General features: G+C 69.7%; 11 protein-coding genes and 1 tRNA gene. 4 read left to right on the forward strand and 8 right to left on the reverse strand.

From position 1 onward, the window contains the following. The first annotated feature begins 1 nt into the window (after position 1). Together ABZ532_RS00925 and ABZ532_RS00930 are read left to right on the forward strand one after the other, a co-directional pair. Positions 2-1045, forward strand: coding sequence for an ABC transporter ATP-binding protein (locus ABZ532_RS00925; RefSeq protein ID WP_361278643.1), 1044 nt, complete (start codon positions 2-4; stop codon positions 1043-1045). Beyond that, entirely contained in the window at positions 1042-1758 is a 717-nt protein-coding gene (locus ABZ532_RS00930) for an ABC transporter ATP-binding protein (protein ID WP_361278160.1), read from the forward strand. Before ABZ532_RS00925 ends, ABZ532_RS00930 begins: the two co-directional genes overlap by 4 nt. 97 nt (positions 1759-1855) lie before the next feature. On the opposite strand, the gene ABZ532_RS00935 is transcribed toward ABZ532_RS00930, so the two are convergent. Beyond that, positions 1856-2509, reverse strand: coding sequence for a response regulator (locus ABZ532_RS00935; protein WP_361278162.1), 654 nt, complete (start codon positions 2507-2509; stop codon positions 1856-1858). A gap of 97 nt (positions 2510-2606) precedes the next feature. Here ABZ532_RS00935 and ABZ532_RS00940 point away from each other — a divergent pair. Continuing rightward, positions 2607-2681: transfer RNA gene (locus ABZ532_RS00940), tRNA-Leu, on the forward strand. 58 nt (positions 2682-2739) lie between these two features. Here the strand turns inward: ABZ532_RS00940 and ABZ532_RS00945 are convergent. The 4 genes from ABZ532_RS00945 to ABZ532_RS00960 form a co-directional block, all read right to left on the reverse strand. Continuing rightward, complete coding sequence (locus tag ABZ532_RS00945; RefSeq protein WP_361278164.1) at positions 2740-3243, reverse strand: hypothetical protein; 504 nt, start codon at positions 3241-3243, stop codon at positions 2740-2742. Between the two features lie 26 nt (positions 3244-3269). Continuing rightward, complete coding sequence (locus ABZ532_RS00950) at positions 3270-3863, reverse strand: hypothetical protein (RefSeq protein WP_361278166.1); 594 nt, start codon at positions 3861-3863, stop codon at positions 3270-3272. A gap of 96 nt (positions 3864-3959) precedes the next feature. Beyond that, positions 3960-5396 carry a pyruvate kinase gene (gene pyk / locus ABZ532_RS00955; protein WP_361278168.1) on the reverse strand — a complete coding sequence of 479 codons (1437 nt, stop codon included), beginning with the start codon at positions 5394-5396 and terminating at the stop codon, positions 3960-3962. Positions 5397-5725: 329 nt separating this feature from the next. Beyond that, a complete protein-coding gene (locus tag ABZ532_RS00960; protein WP_361278170.1) occupies positions 5726-6424 on the reverse strand; it encodes an SIMPL domain-containing protein in 699 nt (232 codons plus the stop codon). 98 nt (positions 6425-6522) lie between these two features. On the opposite strand from ABZ532_RS00960, the gene ABZ532_RS00965 reads away from it, so the two are divergent. Continuing rightward, a complete protein-coding gene (locus ABZ532_RS00965) occupies positions 6523-8331 on the forward strand; it encodes a 5'-nucleotidase C-terminal domain-containing protein (protein ID WP_361278172.1) in 1809 nt (602 codons plus the stop codon). Here ABZ532_RS00965 and ABZ532_RS00970 read toward each other — a convergent pair. The 3 genes from ABZ532_RS00970 to pepN all read right to left on the reverse strand — a co-directional run bounded on the left by ABZ532_RS00970 (position 8328) and on the right by pepN (position 13877). Beyond that, positions 8328-9782: a SidA/IucD/PvdA family monooxygenase gene (locus ABZ532_RS00970; RefSeq protein ID WP_361278174.1), complete on the reverse strand. Its 1455-nt coding sequence runs from the start codon at positions 9780-9782 to the stop codon at positions 8328-8330. The genes ABZ532_RS00965 and ABZ532_RS00970 overlap by 4 nt on opposite strands. Beyond that, positions 9782-11152, reverse strand: a complete 1371-nt coding sequence (locus ABZ532_RS00975) for an aminotransferase class V-fold PLP-dependent enzyme (protein WP_361278176.1) — start codon at positions 11150-11152, stop codon at positions 9782-9784. The genes ABZ532_RS00970 and ABZ532_RS00975 overlap by 1 nt, the downstream gene beginning before the upstream one ends. Positions 11153-11369: 217 nt before the next feature. Continuing rightward, positions 11370-13877: an aminopeptidase N gene (gene pepN, locus ABZ532_RS00980; protein ID WP_361278178.1), complete on the reverse strand. Its 2508-nt coding sequence runs from the start codon at positions 13875-13877 to the stop codon at positions 11370-11372. Positions 13878-13931 lie beyond the last annotated feature (54 nt).

The raw sequence follows: 13931 nt of genomic DNA on the forward strand, positions 1-13931 counted from the left end.
CATGACAACCACCATCACGGAAACCACCACGAAGACGGCGGAGACCGTCCTCGAGGCCAGCGGCGTCACGATGCGCTTCGGCGGCCTCACCGCCGTACGCTCCGTCGACCTCACCGTCCGCGCGGGCGAGATCGTCGGCCTCATCGGACCCAACGGTGCGGGCAAGACGACCTTCTTCAACTGCCTCACCGGGCTCTACGTGCCCACCGAGGGCAAGGTGACGTACAAGGGCACGGTGCTGCCTCCCAAGCCGCACCTCGTCACCACCGCGGGCATCGCTCGTACCTTCCAGAACATCCGGCTCTTCTCCAACATGACCGTCCTGGAAAACGTCCTCGTCGGACGCCACACCCGGACGAAGGAGGGCCTCTGGTCCGCGCTGCTGCGCGGCCCGGGCTTCAAGAAGGCCGAAGCGGCGTCGCACGCCCGCGCCATGGAACTGCTCGAGTTCATCGGCCTCGCCCACAAGGCCAACCACCTCTCGCGCAACCTGCCCTACGGCGAGCAGCGCAAGCTGGAGATCGCCCGGGCGCTCGCGAGTGACCCCGGCCTGCTGCTCCTTGACGAGCCCACGGCCGGTATGAACCCGCAGGAGACCCGGGCGGCCGAAGAGCTCATCTTCGCGATCCGCGACATGGGCATCGCCGTGCTCGTCATCGAGCACGACATGCGCTTCATCTTCAACCTGTGCGACCGGGTCGCCTGCCTCGTGCAGGGGCAGAAGCTCGTCGAGGGCACCGCGGCGGTCGTCCAGGGCGACGAGCGTGTCATCGCGGCCTACCTCGGTACGCCCTTCGAGGGTGCACCCGGGCAGGAGGAGGTCGCCGAGGTCGAGGCCGCCGAGCAGGCGGCCGAGGCGGCTGACGAGACCCCGGAAGCCGAAGTGGACGCCGACGAGGCGGACGAGCCGGCTGACGCGGACACCTCGGACGAGGCCGACGAGCCGGCTGACGCGGACGCCTCGGACGAGGCGAACGAAACCGCCGACGCGGACAGCTCGGACGACGACACCAGCACCACCAGCACGGAAGGAGACGCGAAGTGACCGCACTCCTCGAAGTCGAGGACCTCCGGGTCGCGTACGGCAAGATCGAGGCCGTCAAGGGTATCTCCTTCTCCGTCGAGGCCGGCCAGGTCGTGACCCTGATCGGCACCAACGGCGCCGGAAAGACCACGACCCTGCGCACCCTGTCCGGACTGCTCAAGCCGTCCAGCGGCAGGATCGTCTTCGACGGACAGGCCCTCAACGGCATCCCTGCCCACAAGGTCGTGTCCCTCGGACTGGCTCACTCCCCCGAGGGCCGGCACATCTTCCCGCGTCTCAGCATCGCCGAGAACCTCCAGCTCGGAGCGTTCCTGCGCAGTGACAAGGCCGGGATCGAGAAGGACATCCAGCGCGCCTACGAGCTCTTCCCGATCCTGGGCGAGCGCCGCAAGCAGGCCGCAGGCACCCTCTCGGGCGGTGAGCAGCAGATGCTCGCGATGGGCAGGGCCCTGATGTCCCAGCCCAAGCTGCTGATGCTGGACGAGCCGTCGATGGGTCTCTCCCCGATCATGATGCAGAAGATCATGGAGACCATCACCGAGCTGAAGGCCGGCGGCACGACGATCCTGCTCGTCGAGCAGAACGCCCAGGCCGCGCTGTCCCTGGCGGACCAGGCGTATGTCATGGAGGTCGGCGAGATCAAGCTCACCGGCACCGGCCAGGACCTGCTCCACGACGAGAACGTCCGTAAGACGTATCTCGGCGAGGACTGACCGGTCCGCACACACGAGGAGGCCCGCACCCGATCATTTCGGGTGCGGGCCTCCTCGTGTGTGCACTGCCGCATCACCGGGTCACCGCCGTCACCGGCTACTGCCCCTTCGCGGCCTTCTTCTCCTCGGCGTCCTCGATGACCGCCTCGGCCACCTGCTGCATCGACAGCCTGCGGTCCATGGACGTCTTCTGGATCCATCGGAACGCGGCGGGCTCCGTCAGTCCGTACTGGGTCTGGAGGATGCTCTTGGCCCTGTCCACCAGCTTGCGGGTCTCCAGCCGCTGGGAGAGGTCGGCGACCTCGTTCTCCAGCGCCTTGAGCTGGGCGAAGCGCGACACCGCCATCTCGATGGCGGGGACCACGTCGCTCTTGCTGAACGGCTTCACCAGATACGCCATGGCGCCCGCGTCACGGGCCCGCTCGACCAGCTCGCGCTGCGAGAACGCGGTGAGCATGAGCACGGGTGCGATGGACTCCTCGGCGATCACCTCCGCGGCGGAGATTCCGTCGAGTACCGGCATCTTCACATCGAGGATCACGAGGTCGGGGCGGTGTTCGCGCGCGAGATCGACGGCCGCCTGGCCGTCACCGGCCTCGCCCACGACCGTGTAGCCCTCTTCCTCGAGCATCTCTTTGAGGTCGAGGCGGATGAGCGCCTCGTCCTCGGCGATGACGACTCGGGTCGTCAGCGGCGGGACGTGCGAGGTGTCGTCGTCGGCGGCGGGCTGGGGCGACTCGGGGGCGGTCACAGGGGCTCCTCGGTGCGTCACGAACTGCTCCCCAAGAGCCTACCCAGCTGCGGTAAGGTGGTGACCCACAGGGCCACCGCCGCCCTGGATTTCTTAGGCCCCAGTACTCCAACTGGTCAGAGAGGCCGCTCTCAAACAGCGGACAGTGTGGGTTCGAATCCCACCTGGGGCACTTTTCCTTTATTCCCAAGGTCACGCCCACAGCGCATCGCGGCGCAGTGCGCGGTCCGTCAGGCGTCCAACAGCTGGTTGAAGAACGCCCTGTAGTGCTGGAGCGCCACCCTGAGTTCCTCTGTCTGGATCTCCTCGCCACGTGACCACTGCGCCTCAAGGTCCCGCTTGTGGTCGGCGAAGGTCGTGGCCAGGGACTGGATCACCTCGGCGACCAGGGTGTCCGCGTTGCGTACGGCCTCCCTGGGGTCATCGACGAAGGTGCCCTGGATCTGCTGCCATCGGTCCCGGTAGTTCCCCGCCTCGCCGGAGGGGACGAGTGGCTCCAGTGGCTCCCGCACGGGCTCCCCCGACGCTTCGGACATGGGCGCCGCCTCGGGCTCGGACACGGCTTCGGGCGGCGGCGCCTCGGATGCGGGTGCCGTTCCGGTCACGGGTGCGGCCTCGCCCGGGTAGATGCGTGCCTCTGTTTCCTCCCGCGTACCCTGCCGTGGCTGCGTGAGGTCTTCGGTCGAGAGGTCGCTCGCGGGCGGTGCGCCGCGCGTGGTCTCTGGGTTCCGCATGTCAACTCACCTCGTCGGAACGGCGGTCAGGCCGCGCCGTATCGTGTGCCTCGGTGCTGGTGATGGTGCTCGGACCGGCGGCTGCTCTGGTTGCTGCCGAGCAACTCCTGGAAGAGCGCGCGGTAGTGCACCATGGCGCCGCGCAGTTCTTCGGTGGTCGCCCTGCCGTCCATGTTGCGGGCGTTCACCTCGTGGGCGGCCCGGTAGTGCTCCAGGGTGCCCGCATGCTCGACGGAGAGGTCGCGCACTTGCTGCTCGTAGCCGTCCGTCGGGTAGCCGCGGTCGCCCATGAGCTGGGTGACCAGGTGATCCGCGTCGTCGACGCTCTGGCGCGGCTGGTCCACGAAGCGTTCCTCCGCGCCCTTCCACTCCTCGGCGTAGCGCTCACGTGCCTCTGGGGGCAGCTCCTTGATGTCGAGCTTGCGGTGCCGCTGTTCCCTGCCGCGCAGCTCGCGTTCGGCGGTCAGCCGGTCGCCACCGTCCGCGTCGAGGGTCCGGTCGTACTCGGGACCGAACCTCTGCCGGAGGTGGCGGCGGCGCATGGTCATCCAGACCGCTCCCGCGATCAGGACCAGGAGGACCGCCAGGGCAATGATGGCGATGACAATTCCAGTGGACATCCGGACCTCCGTGTGTCCTTGTCGGTCGGCCCACACTTACAGGCCTCCTGTAATCGCCGACTGCCCAGGAAGGAACCAGGCAAACGCCCCGGGGGGTCAGGATGCGGGCGAGTCGTCCGTTCCGATGTGGTGCACCCGCACCAGATTGGTCGAGCCCGAGACGCCTGGCGGGGACCCTGCCGTGATCACCACGATGTCGCCCTTCACGCAGCGGCCGATCCGGAGCAGCTCCTCGTCCACCTGGTCGACCATCGCATCGGTGGAAGCCGCCTGCGGCACGAGGAAAGCCTCAACGCCCCAGGTCAGATTGAGCCGGGAGCGGGTGGCCGGGTCCGGGGTGAAGGCCAGCAGCGGGATCGGCGAGCGGTAACGCGACAGCCTCCGGACGGTGTCCCCCGACTGGGTGAAGGCGACCAGGAACCTGGCCCCGAGGAAGTCCCCGATCTCGGCTGCGGCACGGGCCACGGCACCGCCCTGGGTGCGGGGCTTGTTGCGTTCGGTGAGCGGCGGCAGTCCCCTGGCGAGGATGTCCTCCTCCGCCGCCGCGACGATACGGGACATGGTCCTGACCGTCTCGACGGGATAGCTGCCGACGCTGGTCTCACCGGACAGCATCACCGCGTCGGTGCCGTCGATGACGGCATTGGCGACATCGGATGCCTCGGCACGGGTGGGCCGGGAGTTGTCGACCATCGAGTCCAGCATCTGGGTGGCGACGATGACCGGCTTGGCGTTGCGCTTGGCCAGTTTGATCGCGCGTTTCTGGACGATCGGGACCTGCTCCAGGGGCATCTCGACGCCGAGATCGCCGCGGGCGACCATGATGCCGTCGAAGGCGGCGACGATCTCCTCGATGTTGTCCACGGCCTGGGGCTTCTCGACCTTCGCGATGACGGGGAGCCTGCGCCCCTCCTCGTCCATGATCCGGTGGACATCCGCGATGTCGCGTCCGCTGCGCACGAAGGACAGGGCGATGACATCGGCGCCGAGCCTGATCGCCCAGCGCAGGTCCTCGACGTCCTTCTCGGACAGCGCGGGTACGGAGACCGCGACTCCGGGGAGGTTGAGGCCCTTGTGATCGGAGACGAAACCGCCTTCGACCACGATCGTCCGCACCCGCGGGCCGTCGACCGAGGTCACTTCCAGGGCGACCCGGCCGTCGTCGACGAGAATGCGCTCACCGGTGATGACATCGACGGCCAGGCCGGAATGCGTGGTCCCGCACATACTCCGGTCGCCGTCCACCTGCTCGACGGTGATCGTGAACTCATCACCGCGTTCAAGCAGTACCGGGCCCTCACGGAATCGCCCGAGACGGATCTTCGGACCTTGAAGGTCGGCAAGGACCCCGACACTGCGTCCGCTCTCGTCCGACGCCTTGCGCACGCGGTGATAGCGCTCCTCGTGCTCAGCGTGGGTGCCATGGCTGAGGTTGAAGCGGGCGACGTCCATTCCGGCCTCGACCAGTGCCTTGATCTGGTCGTACGAATCGGTGGCGGGCCCCAGTGTGCAGACGATCTTTGCTCGGCGCATGATTCGAGCCTATGGCCTACCGGCGGGTAGCGAATTTGTTGCACATGGCCACTCAACAACCTTTCCATGAAAGGTTGTTGACAAGTATTGAAGTGTGCACGGGGGTGCTCTTCTGAGCACGCGCGTCTGCGCTCCCGACAGTCGGGGCCGGGAGCGCAGTGACCACTCAGATGTGCCAGGCCTTCGGTCAGTCGATCAGGAAGCGGTCGACGCATCTTGGCGTCATCACCCCGAGAGCCGGTGGGGCACCTCGGAACGGCGCGAGAGGGTGGCAGCGTCCACAGGTGAGTGAGGCCCTCGGCGGGACAGCGCCGAGGGCTTTCCGCGGCCTACAGCTCCGGCGGCGTCATCGTGAAGCGGGCGTTCACCTGTGCGTAGACCGTCTGGCACTGCGGTTCGAGGTCGAGGGCCGGGGCGGTCGCCCCGTCCGCGCCCCCGTACGCGGCGGCGCGCAGGGCCCCGGATGCCTGGGGGCCGTTGTACGCAGCCGGGGCCTCGGCGCCGATGTCGGCGAGCTCGACCAGGGCGGCGAGGCGGGCGCCGAGTGCGCCGGCGTATTCGCGGGCACGCTGGACGGCTTCGAGCACGGCCTGGCGGCGGGCCTCGGCGGGGGCCGGGGAGTCGGGGCGCAGGGACCACCAGGGTCCGTCGACGCGGGTGAGGTCGAGGTCGGCGAGGCGGGTGGTGAGTTCACCGAGGGCCGTGAAGTCGGCGAGTTCCGCGGTGATGTGGACGCGGCCCTGGTAGGCGCGGACGCGTTCGCCGCGGCCGTGGGCGGTCAGCTCGGGACTGATGGAGAACGCACCGGTCTCCAGCTTCTCGACCGCCTCGCCATAGGACTTGACCAGGTCGAGCACCTGGCCGTTACGGCGGGTCAGGTCCTCCAGCGCGGCCCTGCGGTCCTTGCCGCGGGCGCTGACGGTGACACCGATCCGGGCGATCTCCGGTTCGACCTCCAGCCGCGCCTCGCCGCGGACGGCGACTCGCGGGGTTTCGGGGGTTCCGTACGGCGCCGCGTCATTCGTCATGTGGCCTCCCTCGCTGTTGTTCACCGAACACTTTCGCAGGCAGCCGCCCTGCGCCAGAATCTACGCGCGTTGTGCCATTGAACGAGGGAGATCAACACATGCCGCTCAACCGCAGGACGTTCCTCGGCCGTACGGCCGTGGCGGGAGCCGGTGCGGCCGTCGCGGGGACGGTAGCCGCCACTCCGGCCGCAGCTCAGGAGCACGCTCACGGCCACGGACGACCGCCGAAGCGGTACTCGTTCACCGTGATGGGCACCACCGACCTGCACGGCAACGTCTTCAACTGGGACTACTTCACGGACAAGGAGTTCGACGACAAGAACCACAACGACGTCGGCCTGGCGAAGATCTCCACGCTGGTCGACCAGGTGCGGCGGGAGAAGGGGCGGCGCAACACGCTGCTGATCGACGCCGGTGACACCATCCAGGGCACCCAGCTCTCGTACTACTACGCCAAGGTGGACCCGATCACGGCCCGGCGCGGCCCCGTCCACCCCATGGCCCAGGCCATGAACAGCATCGGCTACGACGCCGCGGCGCTCGGCAACCACGAGTTCAACTACGGCATTCCGGTGCTGCGCAAGTTCGAGGAGCAGTGCGACTTCCCGCTGCTCGGTGCCAACGCGCTGGACGCCAAGACACTGCGGCCCGCGTTCCGTCCGTACAGCATGCACCGGCTGTGCACCCCGTGCGGCCGGGATGTGAAGGTCGCGGTGCTGGGGCTGACGAACCCGGGCATCGCGATCTGGGACAAGGCCAATGTCAGCGGCAAGATGGTCTTCCCCGGCCTTGAGGAGCAGGCTGCGAAGTGGGTGCCGAAGCTGCGCTCGATGGGTGCGGACGTCGTCATCGTGTCGGCGCACTCCGGCTCCAGCGGCACCTCCTCCTACGGCGACCAGCTCCCCCACATCGAGAACGCGGCCGCGCTGGTGGCCGAGCAGGTGCCGGGCATCGACGCGATCCTCGTCGGGCACGCGCACACCGAGATACCCGAGTACCTGGTCACCAACAAGGAGACGGGCAAGCAGGTCGTGCTGTCCGAGCCGCTCAAGTGGGGCCAGCGGCTGACCCTGTTCGATTTCGACCTGGTGTGGCAGAAGGGGCGCTGGAGCGTCGAGAAGGTGGGCGCGCAGGTGCTCAACTCCAACACGGCCGCCGAGGACCCGCGCATCGTCCGGCTGCTCGAGGACGAGCACAAGAAGGTGGTCACGTACGTCAACCAGATCATCGGCACGTCGACCGCGGCCATGACCACGGCCGAGGCGCCGTGGAAGGACGAGCCGATCATCGACCTGATCAGCCATGTGCAGGTGGAGACAGTGAAGGCGGCCCTGGCCGGCGGCCAGTACGCCGCGCTGCCGGTGCTCTCCCAGGCCTCGTGCTTCTCCCGTACGGCGTCGATCCCGCAGGGACAGGTGACGATCCGGGAGGCTGCCGGGCTCTACCCGTTCGAGAACACACTGGAGGCGCGGCTGCTGACCGGCGCCCAGATCAAGGAGTATCTGGAGTACTCGGCCCGGTACTACGTGCAGACCCCGGCCGGGGCTCCGGTGGACACGGCGAAGCTGACGAACGCCGAGAGCATCCCGGACTACAACTACGACGCGGTCTACGGGGTGACCTACGAGATCGACATCGCGAAGCCGTCCGGTTCGCGGATCGTCAACCTGTCGTACGGCGGCAAGCCGGTCGACCCCGCGGCCCAGTTCGTGCTGGCGGTGAACAACTACCGGGCCAGTGGCGGTGGCGCCTTCCCCCACGTGGCCAAGTCCCAGCAGCTGTGGGCCAATTCGGATGAGATCCGCAACACGATCATCCAGTGGGCGCAGGCCAAGGGGACCATCGACCCGGCAGCCTTCGCCTCGGAGGGCTGGAAGCTGACCCGGGACGGTGTTCCGGTCTTCTAGCGCTGCCTGTCGAGCGGCATGAGCGGAGGCGCCTGGGCGGGAATGCCAGGCGCCTCCCGCTGTTCCAGGCCGAAGCTGGTGAAGGCGGTTCGGCGCGGCAGCGGGTAGTGCTCCTTGCCCGTCAGGGAGTTGAGGATGGTCGCGCTGCGCCAGGCGGCGAGTCCCAGGTCGGGGGCGCCGACACCATGGGTGTGCCGCTCCGCGTTCTGCACGTACACCGCGCCGGTGACGCCGGGGTCGAGCTCCAGCCGGAACTGCTCGTCGACACGGGGGCGTTCGGACCCGTCGCGGCGCATATAGGCGTCGAGCCCCATGAGGAGCCGGTCGAGCGGGCGCTCACGGTAGCCGGTGGCCAGCACCACGGCGTCGGTGGTGAGCCGGGAGCGGGTGCCCTGCTGGAGGTGTTCGAGGTGGAGTTCGACCTTGCCGGCGGCGAGACGCCCCGCGGTACGCACCTGTACCCCGGGGGTGAGCACGGCGTCGGGCCAGCCGCCGTGCAGGGTGCGGCGGTAGAGCTCCTCGTGGATGGCGGCGATGGTGTCGGCGTCGATACCCTTGTGGAGCTGCCACTGCCCCGGGACGAGCCGGTCACGGACGGCTTCGGGCAGGGCGTGGAAATAGCGGGTGTAGTCCGGTGTGAAGTGTTCGAGGCCCAGCTTGGAGTACTCCATGGGCGCGAAGGCTTCGGTGCGGGACAGCCAGTGGAGCTTCTCGGCCCCCGCGGGACGGGCCCGCAGCAGATCGAGGAAGACCTCTGCGCCCGACTGGCCCGAGCCGATGACGGTGACGTGCTCGGCGGCCAGCAGCCGTTCGCGGTGGGTGAGGTAGTCGGCGGAGTGCAGCACCGGGACGGCCGGTACGTCGGCCAGAGGCTTCAGCGGCACCGGGACATACGGCTCGGTGCCGATCCCGATGGCGATGTTCCGGGCGTACACGCGCCCAAGGGCGGCCTCGTCGTCCGCGGAACCGCCGATGGGGATGCCGTCGAGCCGGGTGAAGTCCACCTCGAACAGGGAACGTTCGGGATTCCAGCGGACGGCCTCGACCTGGTGGCCGAAGTGCAGCCCGGGGAGCAGCTCGCTGACCCAGCGGCAGTACGCGTCGTACTCCGCTCGCTGGATATGGAACTTCTCGGCGAAGTAGAACGGGAAGAGCCGCTCACGCGCCCTGAGATAGCTGAGGAACGACCAGGAACTGGCCGGATCGGCGAGGGTGACGAGGTCGGCGAGGAAGGGGACCTGGAGGGTGGCACCGTCGATGAGCAGGCCCGGGTGCCAGTGGAAGGCGGGGCGCTGCTCGTAGAACGCGAACCCGAAGCCGCCCGTGTCCTCCCGCTGGCGCAGCCCGTGGGCGAGTGCGGCGAGGGAGAGGTTGAACGGGCCGATGCCGATGCCCACCAGGTCCTGGGGCTGATGGGGATCGTGGGCGACGGGGGCCGACGTGCCGGTCATCAGGTGGTGCTGCCTTCTACGAGTGCGATGAGGGTCTTGAGGTCGCCTGGGCCGGTGTGCGGGTTGAGCAGGGTGGCCTTGAGCCAGAGGCGGCCGTCGGCACGGGACCTGCCCAGCACGGCGCGGCCCTCGTGGAGCAGGGCGCGGCGCAGCGCGGCCACGGTGTCGTCGCTCGCGCCGCGCGGGCGGAAGAGCACCGTGGACAGCACGGGCCTGGCGTGGAGTTCCAGCGCCGGGTGCTCGTCGACGAGACCGGCGAACTCCTGGGCGGCTGCCATGGTGCGGTCGATGAGCGCGGCGAGCCCGCTCCGGCCGAGTGCACGCAGGGTGACGGCGATCTTGAGGATGTCGGGGCGCCGGGTGGTGCGGAGGGAGCGGCCGAGCAGGTCAGGTAGCCCGGCTTCGGTGTCGTCGTCGGGGTTCAGATAGTCGGCGGTGTGGGCGAGGGGTGCGAGCAGGGCGCCGTCGGGGACGGCGAGCAGCCCGGCCGCGACCGGCTGCCAGCCGAGTTTGTGCAGATCGAGCGTGACGGACCGGGCGCGCTCAAGTCCCTGGAGCAGCGCGCGGTGCCGGGGGCTGAAGAGCAGCGCTCCGCCGTACGCCGCGTCGATGTGGAGCTCGGCGCCGTGCCGTACGCAGAGCTCGGCGATGGCGGGGAGCGGGTCGATCCGCCCGGTGTCGGTGGTGCCCGCGGTGGCGACGACGAGCGCGGGGCGTCGCTGGGCGCGCAGTGCCTCGTCGAGTGCGGTGAGGTCGGTGGTGCCCCCGGGGGCGGGGACGGTGACCGGATCGGGCAGTCCGAGCAGCCAGGCCGCGCGGCGGACCGAGTGGTGGGTGTGGCTGCCGCAGATGACCGGTACGGTTCCGTGCCGTTCGCGGGCGAGGAGCAGGGCGAGTTGATTGGCCTCGGTGCCGCCGGTGGTGACCAGCGCGTCGGGTGATGTGCTGCCGGGGTACACCTCGGCGGCGAGGGCCCCGGTCACCTCGGCCTCCAGCGCGGACGCGGCGGGCGCCTGGTCCCAGGAGTCCAGCGACGGGTTGAGCGCGGAAGCGGCGAGGTCGGCGGCGACGGCGAGCGCGAGTGGCGGGGTGTGCAGATGGGCGGCGCACCGCGGGTCCGCGGGGTCGGCCGCGCCTCTGGCGAGGGCGCCGACGAGGCTACGGAGCGCCTCCTCGGCGCCGTTGCCATGTTCGGGTACGACGGGCCGGGCCGCGTCCCGTACCCCCCGGCCCACCGCGTCCGGCCCCCCGCGCGGCAACGGCCCGCCCCGCTGGTCCGCGCCCTCCTTCAGCGCGTCGAGGACGACGGCCAGGAGGGGGCGCAGGGCGTCATGCCCTGCAACCCCTCCGGCGAGGGGCGGTGTGCTCATGCGGGGTCCTCCGGTGCGCGGTAAGACGGCTGCACCAGGGTGGACTTGTTCGGCGCCGTGCGGTTCCGGGTTCCGGTGATCTAACCCGAACGGGGGACGGGAGACTGCCGGTGCGCCCGCACCCCGCGGGGCCGCCCGTCCGCGGTGCGGTACACCGCGAAGCCCCGCACCCGGTGCGGGTGAAGCCCCAGCGGGTGCGGGCACGACGCGAACCCCGTCACACCTCCCGCGAGCGCACCCCGAGCGCGCGCTTCAGGTCGTCGAGCTGGTCCACCAGCCGGCGTCGCAGTGCCGGGGTCAGCTCCGAGTCGTGCAGGCACGCCTCCCCCACCCGGAGGTGTTCCGCGTCCACCGCGTGGGCCGGGAACGCGTACTGGCCCGCCGCCTGGGCGATGGCTGGGCCCCTGCGGGCGGCGAGGGCGACGGCCGCCGGGTAGTAGCGCGGCACGTAGTCCCGTACCAGCTCCGCCTGTTCGGGCTGCCAGAAACCCTGGGCGGTGGCGGTGAACAGGTAGTTGGAGAGGTCGTCGGAGTCGAAGAGCCGGGACCAGGCGGCCTCCTTGGCCTCCGGGGTGGGCAGGGCGGCGCGGCAGCGGGCGGCGCCCTCCTGGCCGGTGGCGCTGGGGTCGCGGTCGAGCTCCGCCGCGATCTCCGTCTCGCCGATAGCGCCGAGTACGGCGAGCCTGGCGAGGATGCGCCAGCGCAGTTCGGGGTCGAGCTCGGGTCCGCCGGGCACGCTTCCCCCGTCGAGCCAGTCGTGCAGGCCGTTGGGATGGACGGCGGCGTCGATGAAGTGGCGTACGGCGGTGAGTCGCAGGCCGGAGTTGCTGCCGTCCTCGGTGCGCCGGATCAGGTCGCGGGTGAGGTCGGTGATGAGGGCGAGCCCTGCGGGACGGTCATCGGGCGCGAGGTAGCGGTCGAGGACGTGGGTGCGGGCGAAGCCGAGGACACCCTGGACGACGGCGAGGTCGGGCTCCTCGGGGAGATGGGCGCGGGCCGTCTCGAGATAGGTGACGGGTTCGAGCTGGCCGTCGCGGACCATGTCCCGCAGGGAGTTCCAGACCACCGCGCGGGTGAGCGCGTCGGGGATACCGGAGAGGGTGCGCAGCGCGGCTTCGCCGGAGGTGCCGTCGAGGCGGACCTTGGCGTAGGTGAGGTCGCCGTCGTTGAGGACGACGAGAGCGGGGCGGCGTCCCGGTCGTGTCGCGGTCTCGCCCTGCCGCGTCTGCGGCACGTCGGTCTCGAAGCGCTCGCGCAGCACCAGGCGGCCGGATTCCACGGGGTCGCGGTCGTAGGCGCCGACGGCGATGCGGTGCGGGCGGTTTCCGTCCTGGGCGACGGCGAGCTGCCAGCCGCCGTCGGCCTCCGCGACCTCGGCGCTGAGTGTGTCGATTCCGGTGGTGCGCAGCCAGACCTCGGCCCAGGCGTGCACGTCGCGGTCGGTGACGGCGGCGAGCGAGTCGATGAAGTCGGCGAGCGTGGCGTTGCCGAAGCGGTGCCGGGTGAAGTGGCGGTTGATTCCGGCGAGGAAGTCCTTCTCACCGAGCCAGGCCACGAGCTGCCGCAGGGCGGACGCGCCCTTGGCGTAGGAGATGCCGTCGAAGTTGACCAGCGCCGACGCGGTGTCGGGCACGGCGTCGGGATCGGGCGCGACCGGGTGGGTGGACGGTCGCTGGTCGGCGTCGTAGCCCCAGGTCTTGCGGGCGATGCCGAAGTCGGTCCAGATGCCCGTGAAGCGGCTGGTGGCCTCGGCCAGGGTCTGGTAGCCCATGTACTCGGCGAAGGACTCGTTCAGCCAGATGTCGTCCCACCAGCGCAGGGTGACCAGGTTGCCGAACCACATATGGGCCATCTCGTGGGCGATGACCATGGCGCGGGTCTGCCGCTCGGTGTCGGTGACCGCGGAGCGGTAGACGAACTCGTCGCGGAAGGTCACCAGGCCCGGGTTCTCCATGGCGCCCGAGTTGAACTCGGGGACGAACGCCTGGTCGTACGAGTCGAAGGGGTACGGCTCTTCGAACTTCTCGTGGTAGCGGTCGTAACAGGCCCGGGTGGCGTCGAGGATCTCGTCGGCGTCGGCGTCCAGGTACGGGGCGAGGGACCGGCGGCAGTGGATGCCGAACGGCAGCCCGGCGTGTTCGGTGCGGACCGAGTGCCAGGGTCCCGCGGCGACGCCGACGAGGTAGGTGGAGATCAGCGGTGTGGGCGCGGCGGTCCAGCGGCCGTCGCCCTGGTGCGTGGTGACCCCGTTGGCGAGGACCGTCCAGCCCTTGGGCGCGGTGACACTGAGCTCGAAGACCGCCTTGATGTCGGGCTGGTCGAATGCGGCGAAGACCCGCTGCGCGTCGTCCATGCACAGCTGGGTGTAGGTGTAGGTCTCGCCGTCCGTCGGGTCGGTGAAGCGGTGCATGCCTTCGCCGGTGTGCGAGTAGCGCATCGCGGCGGCTATGCGCAGCTCGTGCTCACCGGCCGTGAGCCCCTTCAGCGGGAACCGGTTCCCGTCGAGGGTCTCCGGGTCGAGGGGCTGTCCGTCCAGGGTGACGGAGCGAAGGGTGGCGGGCTTGAGCTCGATGAAGCTGTCCCCGTCGGCCCGCGCCGTGAACCGGATCGCGGTTCGTGAGTCGAAGTTCTGATCACCAGTGGTGAGATCGAGTTCGATCGAGTACCGGTGGACGTCGATGAGCTCGGCTCGGGTCTGCGCTTCGTTGCGCGTCAGTACGGACATGGGGGTCATGCTGCCTGATGGGGTGGATCGGAGGCACGGGGGATTCGCTCTCAG

The organism is Streptomyces sp. NPDC019396 (genome assembly GCF_040632375.1).
In the GTDB taxonomy this organism is placed as follows: Bacteria; Actinomycetota; Actinomycetes; order Streptomycetales; family Streptomycetaceae; genus Streptomyces.

Bases quoted from the DNA above. Each gene is read 5' to 3' on its own strand.
- ABZ532_RS00925 (WP_361278643.1), top strand. From the start codon at position 2: ATGACAACCACCATCACGGAAACCACCACGAAGACGGCGGAGACCGTC.
- ABZ532_RS00945 (WP_361278164.1), bottom strand. From the start codon at position 3,243: ATGCGGAACCCAGAGACCACGCGCGGCGCACCGCCCGCGAGCGACCTC.
- ABZ532_RS00950 (WP_361278166.1), bottom strand. From the start codon at position 3,863: ATGTCCACTGGAATTGTCATCGCCATCATTGCCCTGGCGGTCCTCCTG.
- pyk (WP_361278168.1), bottom strand. From the start codon at position 5,396: ATGCGCCGAGCAAAGATCGTCTGCACACTGGGGCCCGCCACCGATTCG.
- ABZ532_RS00960 (WP_361278170.1), bottom strand. From the start codon at position 6,424: ATGACGAATGACGCGGCGCCGTACGGAACCCCCGAAACCCCGCGAGTC.
- ABZ532_RS00965 (WP_361278172.1), top strand. From the start codon at position 6,523: ATGCCGCTCAACCGCAGGACGTTCCTCGGCCGTACGGCCGTGGCGGGA.
- ABZ532_RS00970 (WP_361278174.1), bottom strand. From the start codon at position 9,782: ATGACCGGCACGTCGGCCCCCGTCGCCCACGATCCCCATCAGCCCCAG.
- ABZ532_RS00975 (WP_361278176.1), bottom strand. From the start codon at position 11,152: ATGAGCACACCGCCCCTCGCCGGAGGGGTTGCAGGGCATGACGCCCTG.
- pepN (WP_361278178.1), bottom strand. From the start codon at position 13,877: ATGTCCGTACTGACGCGCAACGAAGCGCAGACCCGAGCCGAGCTCATC.